The 16,338-nt window shown below is 66.9% G+C and carries 15 protein-coding genes; 10 read left to right on the top strand and 5 right to left on the bottom strand.

What is annotated here, in order from left to right:
- The first annotated feature begins 50 nt into the window (after positions 1-50).
- Positions 51-1,277, top strand: coding sequence for a fatty acid desaturase (locus GTO19_RS16985; RefSeq protein WP_291018900.1), 1,227 nt, complete (start codon positions 51-53; stop codon positions 1,275-1,277).
- An 84-nt stretch (positions 1,278-1,361) separates the two neighbouring features.
- On the opposite strand, the gene rpmG is transcribed toward GTO19_RS16985, so the two are convergent.
- The 3 genes from rpmG to trxB form a co-directional block, all read right to left on the bottom strand.
- Positions 1,362-1,532 carry a 50S ribosomal protein L33 gene (gene rpmG / locus GTO19_RS16980; protein WP_009516827.1) on the bottom strand — a complete coding sequence of 57 codons (171 nt, stop codon included), beginning with the start codon at positions 1,530-1,532 and terminating at the stop codon, positions 1,362-1,364.
- Between the two features lie 11 nt (positions 1,533-1,543).
- The gene (gene rpmB, locus GTO19_RS16975) at positions 1,544-1,777 is read right to left on the bottom strand and encodes a 50S ribosomal protein L28 (protein WP_070400609.1); all 234 of its coding nucleotides are present in this window, start codon (positions 1,775-1,777) and stop codon (positions 1,544-1,546) included.
- 184 nt (positions 1,778-1,961) lie between these two features.
- Entirely contained in the window at positions 1,962-2,909 is a 948-nt protein-coding gene (gene trxB / locus GTO19_RS16970) for a thioredoxin-disulfide reductase (protein ID WP_291018895.1), read from the bottom strand.
- Between the two features lie 176 nt (positions 2,910-3,085).
- Between trxB and GTO19_RS16965 the strand changes: the two genes are divergently transcribed.
- From GTO19_RS16965 to lysS, 9 genes are all read left to right on the top strand, one after another.
- The gene (locus GTO19_RS16965) at positions 3,086-3,760 is read left to right on the top strand and encodes a Crp/Fnr family transcriptional regulator (protein ID WP_009516830.1); all 675 of its coding nucleotides are present in this window, start codon (positions 3,086-3,088) and stop codon (positions 3,758-3,760) included.
- 51 nt (positions 3,761-3,811) lie between these two features.
- Positions 3,812-6,148, top strand: a complete 2,337-nt coding sequence (locus tag GTO19_RS16960; protein ID WP_291018891.1) for a DNA translocase FtsK — start codon at positions 3,812-3,814, stop codon at positions 6,146-6,148.
- A gap of 35 nt (positions 6,149-6,183) precedes the next feature.
- On the top strand, positions 6,184-6,831 hold the full coding sequence (lolA, locus tag GTO19_RS16955; RefSeq protein WP_291018888.1) for an outer membrane lipoprotein chaperone LolA: 648 nt from the start codon (positions 6,184-6,186) through the stop codon (positions 6,829-6,831).
- A complete protein-coding gene (locus tag GTO19_RS16950; protein ID WP_291018886.1) occupies positions 6,828-8,117 on the top strand; it encodes a replication-associated recombination protein A in 1,290 nt (429 codons plus the stop codon). The genes lolA and GTO19_RS16950 overlap by 4 nt, the downstream gene beginning before the upstream one ends.
- Positions 8,118-8,337: 220 nt before the next feature.
- The gene (locus tag GTO19_RS16945; protein WP_291018884.1) at positions 8,338-9,267 is read left to right on the top strand and encodes a branched-chain amino acid ABC transporter permease; all 930 of its coding nucleotides are present in this window, start codon (positions 8,338-8,340) and stop codon (positions 9,265-9,267) included.
- Positions 9,268-9,286: 19 nt separating this feature from the next.
- Positions 9,287-10,381 carry an ABC transporter ATP-binding protein gene (locus tag GTO19_RS16940; RefSeq protein ID WP_291018883.1) on the top strand — a complete coding sequence of 365 codons (1,095 nt, stop codon included), beginning with the start codon at positions 9,287-9,289 and terminating at the stop codon, positions 10,379-10,381.
- A 10-nt stretch (positions 10,382-10,391) separates the two neighbouring features.
- Positions 10,392-11,162 carry an ABC transporter ATP-binding protein gene (locus GTO19_RS16935; RefSeq protein WP_291018882.1) on the top strand — a complete coding sequence of 257 codons (771 nt, stop codon included), beginning with the start codon at positions 10,392-10,394 and terminating at the stop codon, positions 11,160-11,162.
- 17 nt (positions 11,163-11,179) lie between these two features.
- Positions 11,180-11,896, top strand: coding sequence for an ABC transporter ATP-binding protein (locus GTO19_RS16930; RefSeq protein WP_291018879.1), 717 nt, complete (start codon positions 11,180-11,182; stop codon positions 11,894-11,896).
- 80 nt (positions 11,897-11,976) lie between these two features.
- Positions 11,977-13,536 carry a lysine--tRNA ligase gene (gene lysS / locus GTO19_RS16925; protein WP_291018877.1) on the top strand — a complete coding sequence of 520 codons (1,560 nt, stop codon included), beginning with the start codon at positions 11,977-11,979 and terminating at the stop codon, positions 13,534-13,536.
- Positions 13,537-13,546: 10 nt separating this feature from the next.
- Here lysS and GTO19_RS16920 read toward each other — a convergent pair whose 3' ends face one another.
- Positions 13,547-15,301 (bottom strand): 7TM diverse intracellular signaling domain-containing protein, encoded by a 1,755-nt coding sequence (locus GTO19_RS16920; RefSeq protein ID WP_291018875.1) that lies wholly within the window; start codon positions 15,299-15,301, stop codon positions 13,547-13,549.
- A 31-nt stretch (positions 15,302-15,332) separates the two neighbouring features.
- Positions 15,333-16,289 (bottom strand): RNA polymerase sigma factor RpoH, encoded by a 957-nt coding sequence (rpoH, locus tag GTO19_RS16915; protein WP_291018873.1) that lies wholly within the window; start codon positions 16,287-16,289, stop codon positions 15,333-15,335.
- Positions 16,290-16,338: the final 49 nt, after the last annotated feature.

Below are 16,338 nucleotides of genomic sequence, written 5' to 3'. Positions count from 1 at the left end.
GCGTGTGAAGGCTTCGTCTTCCGTTTCCGGGCAGTCCTGATAGGACTTCGATGACCGCTTCCGACCCTGGTGCCTTTTCCTCGTTGCTCGACGGCGTGGTGAACTTCCTGATCAACGGCGTGACCGGTGCGAGCTGGTGGCAAGTCGTGCTGATCGCGCTGCTGCTCACGCACATCACCATCGCCAGCGTCACGATCTACCTGCACCGCCATTCCGCACACCGCTCCCTCGATCTGCACCCGATCGCGGCGCACTTCTTCCGTTTCTGGCTCTGGATGACCACCGGCATGGTCACCAAGGAATGGACAGCCATCCACCGCAAGCACCATGCCAAGTGCGAGCAGGAAGGCGACCCGCACAGCCCGCACATCTTCGGCATCAAGAAGGTGTTCTGGGAAGGTGCCGAGCTCTACCGCGCCGAGGCCAAGAACGCGGACACCATGGCCCGCTACGGCCACAACACGCCCGACGACTGGATCGAGCGCAACGTGTACTCGCGCTTCTCCGCGCTGGGCGTGAGCCTCATGCTGATCCTCGACGTGGCGCTGTTCGGCGCCCTGGGTCTGATGGTCTGGGCGATCCAGATGATCTGGATCCCGCTCACGGCGGCCGGCATCATCAACGGCATCGGCCACTGGTGGGGCTACCGCAACTTCGAAGCGGTGGACGGCAGCACCAACGTGTCGCCCTGGGGCATCCTCATCGGCGGCGAGGAATTGCACAACAACCACCACACCTACCCGACCTCGGCCAAGCTGTCGGTCAAGCCCTACGAGTTCGACATCGGCTGGATGTACATCAGCATCCTGCAGTCGCTGGGCCTGGCCACGGTCAAGAAGGTGCCGCCCAAGATGGCCTTCGGCGAAGTGAGGCCGGTGGCCGACGAGAAAACCCTGGAGGCCATCATCGCCAACCGCTACGAGGTGATGGCCGGTTATGCGCGCGAAATGCGGCAGGCCTGCAAGGCGGAGCTTGCCGCGCTCAAGGCGCGCCAGGCCGACGCCTCGGTGCTCAAGGCCGCCAAGCGCTGGCTGCACCGCGACGACGACAAGGTGCCGGCCGCCGTGAAACCGCACCTGGCGCAGGCGCGCGCCGATCACCCGGTGCTCGACAAGATGGTCACCATGCGCGAGGAATTGCGCGCGCTGTGGTCGTGCACCAACTCCACGCGCGAGCAGCTCGCTGCCGATCTGCAGGCCTGGTGCCGCCGCGCGGAAGAAAGCGGTATCGCCGCGCTGCGCGATTTCTCCATCCGCCTGCGCTCTGCCCACGCATGATGAAAGCGGCCACGCGGCCGCTTTCCTTCAGGCAACAAAAAACCCGCTGTTTTCACAGCGGGTTTTTTGTTGGGTGGCGCCGAATCACTTCAGCTTCACTTCCTTGTAGTCCACGTGCTTGCGGGCCTTCGGATCGAACTTCTTGATCAGAAGCTTGTCCGGCGTGGTCTTCTTGTTCTTGTCCGTGGTGTAGAAGTGGCCGGTGCCCGCGGTGGACTCGAGCTTGATCTTTTCGCGACCGCCTTTGGTTGCCATGGTGGATCTCCTTAAGCCTGGCCGTTGGCGCGCATGTCGGCCAGCACGACGTCGATGCCCTTCTTGTCGATCAGGCGCAGCGCGGCGCCCGACACACGGAGGCGAACCCAGCGGTTCTCGCTCTCGACCCAGAAACGGCGGTATTGCAGGTTCGGCAGGAACCGGCGCTTGGTTTTGTTGTTGGCGTGGGAAACGTTGTTTCCGACCTGGGGCTTCTTGCCCGTGACGTCGCAGACGCGTGCCATGAGGACACTCCGATCCAATTTCACGGCTGTTCGCAGCGGGCCGCCGGGGGAATTCCCGGCAACTGGCGTTCAGCCTCACCTCGCCAGTTGTGGGTGGCGGTAACCCGTTATCGCGGTCGGTTCGGCAGACGCCGGACTTTCAGCAAAGCCCGCAATTATAGCCATAACTGCGGGCCCGCGGAACTCAGGCCCCTTGCTGCTCCAGGAAGCGCTGGGCGTCCAGCGCGGCCATGCAGCCGGTGCCGGCGCTGGTGATGGCCTGGCGGTAGACGTGGTCCTGCACGTCGCCCGCGGCGAAGACGCCGGGCACGCTGGTCATGGTGGCCATGCCGCTCAGGCCCGACTTCGTGACGATGTAGCCGTCCTTCATGTCGAGCTGGCCCTGGAAGATCTCGGTGTTGGGCCGGTGGCCGATGGCGATGAAGCAGCCCTGCAGGTGCAGGTCTTCGGTGGCACCGGTCTGTGTGTCTTTCAGGCGCACGCCTGTCACGCCGCTCTGGTCGCCCAGCACCTCGTCCAGGGTCTTGAACAGCTTGAGCTCGATCTTGCCTTCCTTGACCTTCTCCATCACCTTGTCGACCAGGATCGGCTCGGCGCGGAACTTGTCGCGCCGGTGCACCAGGTAGACCTTGCTGGCGATGTTCGACAGGTACAGGGCTTCCTCGACGGCGGTGTTGCCGCCGCCGATCACGCAGGTGGTCTGGCCACGGTAGAAGAAACCATCGCAGGTGGCGCATGCGCTCACGCCTTTGCCCATGAAGGCTTCCTCGGACGGCAGGCCCAGGTACTGGGCCGACGCGCCGGTGGCCAGGATGAGCGCATCGCAGGTGTAGGTGCCGCTGTCGCCGGTGAGGGTGAACGGGCGCTTGGAGAAGTCGACCTTGTTGATGTGGTCGAACACGATCTCGGTCTTGAAGCGCTCGGCGTGCTGCAGGAAGCGCTGCATCAGGTCGGGGCCCTGCACGCCGTCCACGTCGGCGGGCCAGTTGTCCACCTCGGTGGTGGTCATGAGCTGGCCGCCCTGGGCGATGCCGGTGATGAGCACAGGGTTGAGGTTGGCGCGGGCCGCGTAGACGGCGGCGGTGTAACCGGCGGGGCCGGAACCCAGGATCAGGACTTTGGCGTGTTTCATCTTGGTGCGCGCTATCAAAAAACGCAGCAATTGGTTTAGAGTCGAGGGGGTATATGGAGATACCCGGCGCGATAGTCAAATAACGCGCGTCAATGGCTTCGATCGCTGCAAGCCATGACCGGCCGGGATTGTAGGGAAGCGGGCCCTTTCTTTCCCCGCTGTCTGGGAATACACGCATGTCCATTCTGTCCAATCTCGACCTGATCCGCCGTGTGCCGCTGTTTTCGACCCTCACACAGGCGCAGGCCGAGTCGGTGGCGGACGCGGTGGTCAAGCGCCGGTACAAGCGCGGCGAAATGATCGTGGAGCAGGGCAAGAAGTCGAACTGTCTGGCCATCGTGCTCACGGGTCGGGCGCGGGTCGTCACCACCGACAGCCGCGGCCGCGAGGTGATCCTGGCGACCATGAACCCCGGCGACTACGTCGGCGAGATGAGCCTGATCGACAACCAGCCCCATTCGGCCACGGTGCGCGCCGAGGTGCAGACCGATGTCCTGATCCTGGGTCGCAACGAGTTCGCGCGTTGCCTGCCCGAGAACTCGTCGATGGCGTATGCCGTCATGCGCGGCCTGGTGCAGCGCCTGCGCCAGGCCGACCGCAAGATCGAGTCTCTGGCTCTGCTGGACGTCTACGGCCGCGTGGCCCGCGCCCTGCTGGAGCAGGCCCAGCCGGGTCGTGATGGCCAGTTGATGATCCGCGAGCGCGTGTCGCGCCAGGACGTGGCCAAGATGATCGGCGCCTCGCGCGAGATGGTCAGCCGCGTCATGAAGGACCTGGAGGATCGGGGGTTCATCGAGGTCGCCGAGGACGGCAGCACCATCATCAAGGAACGGCTCAACACCCTCGGTTGAGCCCCCGGGGCGGGGCAGGGCGCTGGGGTAAGCTAGCCCCCTGATTCGCCCATGACGTACTCGCTCAATACCCTCAACGCCGATCGACAGGGCGCGTCCGCGCCCAGCGGCATCGCGCGCTTCGCCCAGGAAATCGGTCTCGTGCTCGGGGCTGCCGCGCTGGCCTTCTGGCTGCTCGCCCTGTTGAGCCACTCGCTGGCCGATCCGGCCTGGAGCACCACGGGCACCTCGCCCGAGGTCGGCAACTGGGCCGGCCGCCTGGGCGCCATCGTGGCCGACGCCAGCTACTTTCTCTTCGGTTTCTCGGTCTGGTGGTGCTTCGCCGCCGGTGTGCGCGCCTGGCTGTCGGGCCTGGCGCGCTGGCTGCGCGGGCCATCACCTGTGCCCGACGCCCCGCGCTGGTGGCAGCGCCCGCACATGCGTCGCGTGGCATTCTGGGGCGGGTTGGTGGCGCTGCTCATGCTGAGCTGTGCGCTCGAATGGAGCCGCCTGTACCGGCTGGAGCCCCTGCTGCCGGGCCACTCGGGTGGGGTGCTCGGGCACGCGCTGGGCGCATTGGCCGAGCGCTGGCTGGGTTTTACCGGCGCGGCGCTGGCGTTGCTGGCGGGTCTGCTGGCCTGCCTGCCGCTGGTGTTCCGCTTCTCCTGGGGCCATTGGGCCGAGGTGGTGGGCCACACGGTGGACGGCTGGTTCGAGGCCCGGCGCGAGAAGCGCGAGGCCGTGGAAGACGAGCGCATCGGCCGCGTCGCGGCGCGTGAGCGCGAAGAGGTGGTGAAGACCGAGCGCGTGGAGATCGAGGAGCACCACCCGGTGCCGGTGGTCATCGAGCCCACCATGGTGGAGGTGCCCAAGAGCGAGCGGGTGGCCAAGGAGCGGCAGAAGCCCCTGTTCACCGAGCTGCCCGACAGCAAGCTGCCGCAGGTGGACCTGCTGGACGCGGCGCCCGGACAGCAAAACACGGTGGATGCGCAGACGCTGGAGATGACCAGCCGCCTGATCGAGAAGAAGCTCAAGGATTTCGGCGTGGAGGTGCGCGTGGTGGCGGCCGCGCCGGGCCCGGTGATCACGCGCTACGAGATCGAGCCCGCCACCGGCGTCAAGGGCTCGCAGATCGTCAACCTGAGCCGCGACCTCGCGCGCTCGCTCTCGCTGGTGTCGATCCGCGTGATCGAGACCATCCCGGGCAAGAACCTCATGGCGCTGGAGCTGCCCAACGCCAAGCGCCAGACCATTCGCCTGTCCGAGATCCTGGGCTCGCAGGTCTACAACGACGCCCGGTCGCTGCTCACCATCGGCCTGGGCAAGGACATCGGTGGCCAACCGGTGGTGGCCGACCTGGCCAAGATGCCGCACTGCCTGGTGGCCGGTACCACGGGTTCCGGCAAGTCGGTGGGCATCAACGCCATGATCCTGTCGCTGCTCTACAAGGCCGACCCGAAGGACGTGCGCCTGCTGCTGATCGACCCGAAGATGCTCGAGATGAGCGTGTACGAGGGCATCCCGCACCTGCTCGCACCCGTGGTCACCGACATGAAGCACGCGGCCAACGGCCTGAACTGGTGCGTGGCCGAGATGGAGAAGCGCTACAAGCTCATGAGCAAGCTGGGCGTGCGCAACCTCGCGGGCTACAACACCAAGCTCGAGGAAGCCAAGGCGCGTGGCGAGTCCATAGGCAACCCGTTCTCGCTCACGCCCGAACAGCCCGAGCCGCTGGAGACGCTGCCCTACATCGTGGTGGTGATCGACGAACTGGCCGACCTGATGATGGTGGTGGGCAAGAAGGTCGAGGAGTTGATTGCGCGCCTGGCGCAGAAGGCGCGGGCGGCCGGCATCCACCTGGTGCTCGCCACGCAGCGCCCCAGCGTGGACGTGATCACCGGCCTGATCAAGGCCAACATCCCCACGCGCATCGCCTTCCAGGTGAGCAGCAAGATCGACAGCCGCACCATCCTCGACCAGATGGGCGCAGAAAGCCTGCTGGGCATGGGCGACATGCTCTACCTGCCCTCCGGCATGGGCTTTCCCACGCGCGTGCACGGCGCCTTCGTGAGTGACGACGAGGTGCACCGCGTGGTGGGCTACCTCAAGCAGCAGGGCGAGGCCAACTACATCGACGGCGTGCTGGATGGCGGCGGCAGCGACGGTGAGGGGGGCGACATGTTCGGCGAGGGCGGTGACGCCAGCGGCGAGAAGGACCCGTTGTACGACCAGGCCGTCGCCATCGTCCTGCAGGACCGCAAGGCCAGCATTTCCTACGTGCAACGCAAACTCAAGATCGGCTACAACCGCGCCGCGCGCCTGCTGGAAGACATGGAGAACGCGGGGCTGGTGAGCGCGCTCACGAGCAGCGGCCAGCGCGACATCCTGGTCGGCGGACGCACGGAATGAGTGCAACTCATCGTCTGCGGGGGAATCACACCGTCATGAATATCCGTACCCTCGTGAGCGCGGCCACGGTGTCGCTGCTGAGCCTGGCCTGGCCGGCACACGCCGACGGCCTGCAGGCGCTCGACGCGTTTCTGCGCGAGGTCGGCAGCGCGCGCGCCGACTTCACGCAGGTGGTCACTTCCCCGAAGAAATCTGGGGAAGCCGCGCCGCGCCAGCGCACCAGCTCGGGCCGCTTCGAATTCCTGCGGCCCGACCGCTTCCGTTTCGTCTATGCCAAGCCTTTCGAGCAGACCATCGTGGCCGACGGCCAGCGGCTCTGGCTGCACGACGTGGACCTGAACCAGGTGACCGTGCGCGCCCAGAAGGACGCGCTGGGCAGCACGCCCGCCGCGCTGATCGCTTCGGGCGGCGACCTGTCGTCCCTGCGCTCGGCCTTCGACTTCAAGGCCCTGCCCGACAAGGACGGCCTGCAATGGGTGGAGGCCGTGCCCAAGGCGCGCGACGGCCAGCTCCAGCGCGTGCGCGTGGGCCTGCGCGACAAGCAGCTCGTCGTGCTCGACATCGAGGACGGCCTGGGCCAGCGCTCCCAACTCACCTTCAAGGGCTGGCAGGCCAACCCGGGCCTGTCCACGGGCGACTTCCGCTTCGAACCGCCGGCCGGCGCCGACGTGATCCGCCAGTGAGCACCCTCGCTCACGCGCCCCTGGCCGAGCGCTTGCGCCCGCGCACCCTGGGCGAGGTGATCGGGCAGCAGCACTTGCTGGGCGAGGGCATGGCGCTGCGCCTGGCCTTCGAATCCGGCCAGCCGCACAGCTGCATCCTCTGGGGTCCGCCGGGCGTGGGCAAGACCACCATCGCGCGGCTCATGGCCGATTCCTTCGACGCGCAGTTCATCACCATCAGCGCGGTGCTGGGCGGCGTGAAGGACATCCGCGAGGCGGTGGAGAAGGCCCAACTCGCGCGCGACGGCCTGCACCCGCAGCGCACCATCGTCTTCGTCGACGAGGTGCACCGCTTCAACAAGAGCCAGCAGGACGCCTTCCTGCCGCACGTCGAAAGCGGCCTGTTCACCTTCATCGGCGCCACCACCGAAAACCCCTCGTTCGAGGTGAACTCCGCGCTGCTGTCGCGCGCCGCGGTGTACGTGCTGCAGCCGCTCACCGAGGACGACCTGCGCGCCATCGTGGCCAAGGCGCGCGCCATCGACGCCATCCCCGCCGTCGAGGACGCCGCGCTCGGGCGCCTCATCGCCTACGCCGATGGCGACGCGCGCCGCCTGCTCAACACGCTGGAAACCCTGGCCGTGGCCGCGGCGCGCGAGAAGCTCGCCACCGTCACCGACGCCTGGCTGCTCAAGGTGCTGGGCGAGCGCATGCGCCGCTACGACAAGGGCGGCGAGCAGTTCTACGACACCATCAGCGCGTTGCACAAGAGCGTGCGCGGCTCCGATCCCGACGCCGCGCTCTACTGGTTCGTGCGCATGCTCGACGGCGGCGTGGACCCGCGCTACGTGGCGCGCCGCCTCATCCGCATGGCGGCCGAGGACATCGGCCTGGCCGACCCGCGCGCCCTGCGGCTGGCGCTGGACGCGAGCGAGGTCTACGAACGCCTGGGCTCGCCCGAGGGCGAACTCGCCCTGGGCGAGTGCGTGGTCTACCTGGCGGTCGCGCCCAAGTCGAACGCCGTCTACAAGGCCTTCAACGAGGCCAAGGCCTTCGTCAAGCGCGATGGCACGCGGCCCGTGCCCCTGCACCTGCGCAACGCGCCGACCAAGCTGATGAAGTCGCTGGACTATGGCAAGGACTACCGCTACGCCCACGACGAGGCCGGCGGTTTCGCCGCGGGTGAGAACTACTTCCCCGAGGGCATGTCGCCCCCCAGCTTCTACGAGCCCGTGGAGCGGGGCCTGGAAATCCGCATCGGCGAGAAGCTGCGCGAGCTGCGCCGCCTCAATCATCAGAAAGGCTGATGCACCCGCAGAGACACTGATACGGGTGTTCGAGACCCGGGTTTTCCCTTGATTTACCGGGGAATCTCCCCAATCGGAAGCCCGATACCCCTCGCTACAATCGCGCACCACCGACCCGCCCCCGGCCTTATCCAGGCCGTCTCTGGCGGGTTTTTTGCTAGGTTGAAACGGGGGGCGTGTCCACAGCACCCCCGCGGTCAAAAACCACGGAGAACCTTTCATGGAAGTCTTGCTACAGCAGATCCTCAACGGTCTGGTGCTGGGCAGCATGTACGCGCTGGTGGCCTTGGGCTACACCATGGTGTACGGCATCATCGGCCTCATCAACTTCGCCCACGGCGACGTGCTCATGGTGGGGGCGCTCACCAGTTGGACGCTCATCACCACCATGCAGGACGCCTCGCCCGGCATGCCCGGCTGGCTGATGCTCATCGTCGCCACCGTCATCGCGATGGTGGTCTGCGCAGCGCTCAACTTCACCATTGAAAAGCTGGCCTACCGGCCACTGCGAAACTCACCGCGACTGGCCCCACTCATCACAGCCATCGGCGTCTCCATCCTCCTGCAGACGCTGGCGATGATCATCTGGAAGCCCAACCCCAAGTCCTATCCCTCCACCCTCTCGCGCGAGCCGATCGACTTCTTCGGCGCCGTGCTCTCCATCACCCAGATCACCATCCTCGCCACCACCGTGATCGTGCTGGCGCTGCTGATGTGGCTGGTCAACCGCACCAACCTGGGCCGCGCCATGCGCGCCACCGCCGAGAACCCGCGCGTGGCGGCCCTCATGGGCATCAAGCCGGACGTGGTGATCTCCGCGACCTTCATCATCGGCGCCATGCTGGCGGCCATCGCCGGCATCATGTGGGCGTCCAACTACGGCACGGTGCAGCACGCCATGGGCTTCATGCCCGGCCTCAAGGCCTTCGTGGCCGCGGTCATGGGCGGCATCGGCAACCTGGCGGGCGCCGTGCTCGGCGGCGTGGCGCTCGGCCTCATCGAATCGCTGGGCGCCGGCTACCTGGGCCGCCTCACCGGTGGTTTCCTGGGCAGCCAGTACACCGACATCTTCGCCTTCATCGTGCTGGCCTTCGTGCTGATCCTGCGCCCCTCGGGCCTGCTGGGTGAGCGTGTGGCCGACCGCGCCTGATCCGACGGGAGAGACCATGATGAACTCCAAACCCGTCAAGCTGATCGCCTTTCTGGTGGTCGCGGCGCTGATGCTGGTCCTGCCCCTCGTGCTGCAGGCCACCGGCAGCAACTCCTGGGTGCGCATCGTCGACGTGGCGCTGCTCTACGTGCTGCTGGCCCTGGGCCTGAACATCGTGGTGGGCTATGCCGGCCTGCTCGACCTCGGCTTCATCGCGTTCTTCGCGGTGGGCGCCTACCTCTACGGCCTGCTCGCCTCGCCGCACCTCACCGACACCTTCGCCTGGCTGGCCGCCACCTTCCCCAACGGCCTGCACATGAACTTCTGGCTCGTGATGGTGCTCGCCGGCATCATCGCCGGCGTCACCGGGCTGATCCTGGGCTTTCCCGTGCTCAAACTGCGCGGCGACTACCTGGCCATCGTCACCCTGGGCTTCGGCGAGATCGTGCGCATCTTCATGCTCAACCTCGACCGGCCGATCAACCTCACCAACGGGCCCAAGGGCCTGACCAACGTGGACGCGGTGAGCGTCTTCGGGCATCGGATGAGTCAACGCCTGGAGATCGGCATCGGTGACTTCTCGTACACCTTCGAGTCGGTCACGATGTACTACTACCTCATCCTGTTCTTCGTGGTGGTGGCGATCGTCATCGCCTACCGCCTGCAGGACTCGCGCATCGGCCGCGCCTGGATGGCCATCCGCGAAGACGAGATCGCGGCCAAGGCCATGGGCCTGAACACGCGCAACCTCAAGCTCGCGGCCTTCGGCATGAGCGCCACCTTCGGCGGCATCGCCGGCGTGCTGTTCGCCTCCTTCATGCGCGGCGTCTACCCCGAGTCCTTCATCCTCATGGAGTCGGTGATGATCGTGGCCATGGTGGTGCTGGGTGGCCTGGGCCACATCCCGGGGGTCATCCTGGGCGCCCTGGTGCTGGCCGGCCTGCCCGAGCTGCTGCGCCACGTCGCGCACCCGCTCACGGCCATGACGGACGGCCGCCTGGGCCCCGAGATCCTGCGCCAGTTGCTCATCGCGCTGGCCATGATCGTCATCATGCTGCTGCGTCCCAAGGGCTTGTGGCCTTCCCCCGAACATGGCAAGTCCCTGAGCAAGTGAGGAGCGCGGCATGACAGACACCATTCTGAAAGTCGCCAGCGTCTCCAAGCGCTTTGGCGGCCTGCAAGCCCTCAGCGACGTGGGCATTGAAATCCAGCGCGGCCAGGTCTATGGCCTGATCGGCCCCAACGGCGCGGGCAAGACGACCTTCTTCAACGTGCTCACGGGCTTGTATACGCCCGACAGCGGCAGTTTCGAGCTCGCGGGCAAGGCCTACACGCCCACGGCGGTGCACGAGGTGGCCAAGGCCGGCATCGCGCGCACCTTCCAGAACATCCGCCTGTTCGCCGAGATGACGGCGCTCGAAAACGTCATGGTGGGGCGCCACATCCGCACGCATTCGGGCCTGCTCGGTGCCATCCTGCGCACCGGCGGCTTCAAGCGCGAAGAGCGTGAGATCGCCGAGCGCGCCAAGGAGTTGCTCGACTACGTCGGCATCGGCAAATTCGCCGACTACAAGTCGCGCACCCTCAGCTACGGCGACCAGCGCCGCCTGGAGATCGCGCGCGCCCTGGCCACCGACCCGCAGCTCATCGCGCTCGACGAGCCCGCCGCGGGCATGAACGCGACAGAGAAGATCCAGTTGCGCGAACTCATCGACCGCATCCGACAGGACAACCGCACCATCCTGCTGATCGAGCACGACGTGAAGCTCGTGATGGGCCTGTGCGACCGCGTGACCGTGCTCGACTACGGCAAGCAGCTCTCCACCGGTACGCCGGCCGAGGTGCAGAAGGACCCGAAAGTGATCGAGGCCTACCTCGGCACGGGCGGGCATTGAGTCGGCAGGAGAACAGCATGGCAAACACCCTACTCAAAGTCGCCGGCCTGAAGGTGGCCTACGGCGGCATCAAGGCGGTCAAGGGCATCGACCTCGAAGTGAACGAGGGCGAACTGATCTCGCTCATCGGCTCCAACGGGGCCGGCAAGACCACCACCATGAAGGCCATCACCGGCTCGCTCGCCATGGAGGCGGGCGATGTCGAATACATGGGCAAGAGCATCAAGGGCAAGGGCGCCTGGGACCTGGTGAAGCAGGGCCTGGCGATGGTGCCCGAGGGCCGCGGCGTGTTCACCCGCATGAGCATCACCGAGAACCTGCAGATGGGCGCCTACGTGCGCAAGGACAAGGCCGGCATTGCGCAGGACATCGAGCGCATGTTCGGCATCTTCCCGCGCCTGAAGGAGCGCAAGGACCAGCTCGCCGGCACCATGAGCGGTGGCGAGCAGCAGATGCTGGCCATGGCGCGCGCGCTGATGAGCCAGCCCAAGGTGCTGCTGCTCGACGAGCCCTCCATGGGCCTGTCGCCCATCATGGTCGACAAGATCTTCGAGGTGGTGCGCGACGTGTCGGCGCAGGGCGTGACCATCCTGCTGGTGGAGCAGAACGCCAGCCGCGCGCTGCAGATCGCCGACCGGGGCTATGTGATGGACTCGGGCGAGATCATCATGACGGGCGACGCCAGGCAGATGCTCTCCGATCCCAAGGTCCGCGCGGCCTATTTGGGCGAATGACCGCTGGCGGCCCGGCGGGCCGCCAAAAACTACAATCGCGGGTTGCGCGCCATTCAGGCGCCCAACCCGCTTTCATTTTCATGAGCCAAGCCAACACCCCCGACACCGCCGCCGCGCCCGTCGCACAAGACGACAACCAGCTCATCGCCGAACGCCGCGAGAAGCTCAAGGCCCTGCGCGAGGCCCAGAAACGGGGCGAGGGCGTGGCCTTCCCGAACGACCACAAACCCACCGACAACGCGGCCGCCCTGTTCGCCGCGCACGGCCAGCGCAGCAAGGAAGAGCTCGAGGCCGCGCCCGTGCGCGCCAGCGTGGCGGGCCGCATGATGCTCAAGCGCGTGATGGGCAAGGCCAGCTTCGCCACCCTGCAGGACGCCTCCCTGGGCGAGAGCGGCGGGCGCATCCAGATCTACCTGAACAAGGACAGCGTGGGCGAGGCGCAGCACAACGCCTTCAAGCACTGGGACCTGGGCGACATCGTGGCCGCCGAGGGCGTGCTGTTCCGCACCCGCACCGGCGAACTCACCATCCACGCCGACAAGATCCGCCTGCTCACCAAGAGCCTGCGCCCGCTGCCCGACAAGTTCCATGGCGTGCACGACCAGGAGATCAAGTACCGCCAGCGCTACGTGGACCTGATGACCGACGAGGGCGCGCGCCGCCGCTTCGTCGCGCGCAGCCAGGCCATCACGGCGCTGCGCCAGTTCATGGTCTCGCACGGCTTCCTGGAGGTCGAGACGCCGATGCTGCACCCCATCCCCGGCGGTGCCAACGCCAAGCCCTTCGTCACACACCACAACGCGCTCGACCTGGAGCTGTTCCTGCGCATCGCGCCCGAGCTGTACCTCAAGCGCCTGCTGGTGGGCGGCTTCGACCGCGTGTTCGAGATCAACCGCAACTTCCGCAACGAAGGCATCTCGGTGCGCCACAACCCCGAGTTCACCATGATGGAGTTCTACGCGGCGTACTGGAACTACGGTGACCTGATGGACTTCTCCGAGCAGCTCATCCGCCACGTGGTGCGCTCGGTGCGTGGGGAGGGCGAGGTCACCTACCAGGGTCGAGCGGTCGACATCGACTCCCCCTTCGAGCGACTGACCATCCGCGACGCCATCGTCAAGTACACCGAGGCCGGTGCGAACGTGGACGACGCCGACTGGCTGCGCGGCCAGTTGCGCAAGCTGGGGCTCACCGAAGATAAGGACCAGCTCTCCACGCGCAGCCTGGCCTCGCTGCAGGTGATGTTCTTCGAGGAAAAGGTCGAGGGCGAACTCTGGAACCCCACCTTCATCATGGAGCACCCCACCGAGATCTCGCCGCTGGCGCGCGCCAACGACGAGCGGCCCGAGGTGACCGAGCGCTTCGAGCTCTACATCACCGGCCGCGAGTTCGGCAACGCCTTCTCGGAGTTGAACGACGCCGAGGACCAGGCGGCGCGCTTCCAGGCGCAGGCCGACGCGAAGGACGGCGGCGACGACGAGGCCATGCACTTCGACGCCGACTACATTCGCGCGCTGGAGTACGGCATGCCTCCCGCGGGCGGCTGCGGCATCGGCATCGACCGCCTCATGATGCTGCTGACCGACAGTCCCAGCATCCGCGACGTGATCCTCTTTCCCGCGCTGCGCCGCGAGGGCTGAGCGCGCCCGCTCAGAAGTTCAGCCGCAGGATCGCCTTGCGCGGGTCCTCGCTGAGCGTGAGCATGCCCTGGCGCAACCAGTCGAGGTGCGCGCCGGCGTCCTGGGCAAGTTCGCCCTTGGCGTCGGGCAGCAGAGCCGCCACCACACGCAGGCGCAGCGTGGTGCCTGCCGGCAGGCGGGGTGAAGGGCGCAGGCCATTGGCTACGAGACTGGTGGCCGTGTGCAGCACCTGTTCGTTTTTCACCGGGCCTTCCATCAGGAGCGCGAAGCTGTCGTCGTCCACGCGCGCGGCGATGTCCACGTCGCGCGCGACCGAGCGCAGCTGAGAAGCCGCGATCACCAGCGCACGATCGGCGATCTCGCGGCCGTGGCGCTCGTTGAGCTCGGCGTGGTTGTCCAGGTGCACCAGCAGCACCGCGCCCTGATGCCCGTAGCGCTCGGCGCGCACCAGGCTGTCGTGCAGGCGCTGCAGGAAATGCGGTCGGTGCGTCAGGCCGGTGAGCGGTTCGGTGCGTTCCAGGGCCAGCGCGCGCACCTGCGCCTCGTGCTGCAGTTGCGAGCGCTGCAGCAGCGCGTAGATGAGGATGGGCGCTTCCATCGCCGCCGCGATGACCATGCCGTATTGCGACAGAAAACCCGAGGAGAGCAGGTTGAAGTTGCGCATCACGGGCAGGGCGGCGGTCACCAGCATCGGCAGCATGCCCACCACGAACCAGCGGATCCAGATGTCGCCGCTGCGCCAGGCCTTCCAGAGCATGGCAGCGACGACCACCATGCAGACCGAGACCAATGCGGTGAGCGCCTGCAAGCTGAACGGGCTGGGCAGGAGCTGGTCCCACACGATGCCCGCCAGCCACAGCGGCGCCAGCAGCAGGCATTGCCGGTCCAGCGTGCGGCCGATGCGCCGCGGCTGGGCCACCTGGCGCACGAACATCATGGCCACCAGGCCCAGGAGAGGCAGAAGAATGAACTCGGCCTCCTGGTTCCAGCGCGCGAGCCCTGGCCACAGGAACTGCCCCGCCACGCCCAGCGACGCGGCGAGCGACAGGCCCAGCAAGGTGATGTAGAGGGCATAGGCCGCAAAGGCCGCGTCGCGGAACACCACCATGTTGACCAGAGCCACGAGCGTCAGCAGCAGGGCCATGCCGAAGTAGGCGCCGAGCCCGAACTGCTGGTGGATGCGTTGCTCGCGCAGGCTGTTGTGGTCGTGGAGCTGGAACACGCCAGAGAACGGCACCCGCGCGTGTTCGACGCGCACCCAATAGCGAACGGTCTCGTCGGGTCTCACGTCCAGACTGAAGACGGGGTAGCGGTCGGGGTTCGCCCAGTCGCGAACGGCCAGTCGGTCACCGGCACGCTGCACGCGCCAGTGGCCCTGGCGGTCGCGGTAGTAGAGCTCGATGGCATCGGTGCCCGACCGCGCCAGTTCGAGTTCCCAATGCACGTCGGTGTTGCGCATCAGCACGTCGAAGCGCAACCACAACGCCGCATGGTCGTCCAGCCGCACCCTGTCGCCCGCGCCGTGCAAGTGCCAGGACAAGGCATGCTGCCCCGATGCGATCTCCTCGATGCCCAGCGCGCCGCTGGCGTCCACCAGCTGGAGGCTGCGGCCAGCCAGTGGGATCGTGGCGCGGCGCTGGTCGAGCACGATGGGCTCGTCGCTGGCAGGCGCGGCCGTGTCGGTGGCAAGGGCGGGGGAGGCGAACAGGGCCAGGCACAGGCCCAAGGCGGCGCTCAGGCGCCGCCACAAGGAAGCAGAAGGCATGGGGAGCGATTGTGCAATCGCTCCGGCCGGATCAGGCGTAGTCGGCGAGTGCCTTGCGCATCTTTTTCATGGCCGCCACCTCGATCTGGCGGATGCGCTCGGCGCTCACGCCGTACTCGGCGGCCAGCTCGTGCAACGTCATGCCGCCCGAGCCGTCGTCGTTCACCTGCAGCCAGCGTTCGCTCACGATGCGGCGGGAGCGCTCGTCGAGCTCGCTCAGCGCGCGGGCCACGCCTTCGGTGGCGAGTTGGTCGCGCTGGGCGGACTCGATCATCGCCGTGGGTTCATGCGCGCCATCCGCCAGGTAGGCGATGGGACCAAAGGCGTCCTCGCCATCGTCACCGGGGGTTGGGTCGAGCACCACATCACCGCCCGCCAGGCGCGTCTCCATCTCGCGCACCTCTTCGGGCTTGACGTTCAGCTCGCGCGCCACCAGGCCGACCTCGGCGTCGCTCAGGACTTCGCGGTGGGTCTCGCCCTCGGCGGCCTCGGCGCGCAGGCCCTGCTTGCGCGAGCGCAGATTGAAGAACAGCTTGCGCTGGGCCTTGGTGGTGGCCAGCTTGACCATGCGCCAGTTCTTCAGGATGTACTCGTGGATCTCGGCCTTGATCCAGTGGATGGCATAGCTCACCAGACGCACGCCCTGGTCGGGGTCGAAGCGCTTGACGGCCTTCATCAGGCCCACGCTGCCTTCCTGGATCAGGTCGCCGTGCGGCAGGCCATAGCCCAGGTACTGGCGGGAAATGGAGACCACCAGCCGCAGGTGCGACATGACCAGGCGGCCGGCAGCGTCCAGGTCGTTGTGGTCGCGCAGCCGGCGCGCGGCGTCCTGCTCCTCCTCCAGGCTGAGCATGGGCAGACGGTTCACGGCGGAAATGTAGGCATCCAGGTGGCCCAGCGGCGGCAGCGTGAGCGAACGGCTCCAGGAGCCGGCCACGGCCAGATCGCTGCTCGGGGCAGCGGCCACGGGAACAAGCGAATGGGTCATGGATGAGCTCCTCGGGGTATCGGACAAGAATATTAGCACTCGCTTGGAG

It is taken from the genome of Hydrogenophaga sp. (genome assembly GCF_011772445.1).
Classification (GTDB): Bacteria; Pseudomonadota; Gammaproteobacteria; order Burkholderiales; family Burkholderiaceae_C; genus Hydrogenophaga.
The sequence above is the reverse complement of the archived record's forward strand: the minus strand, read 5'-3'. Positions and strand labels throughout refer to the sequence as shown.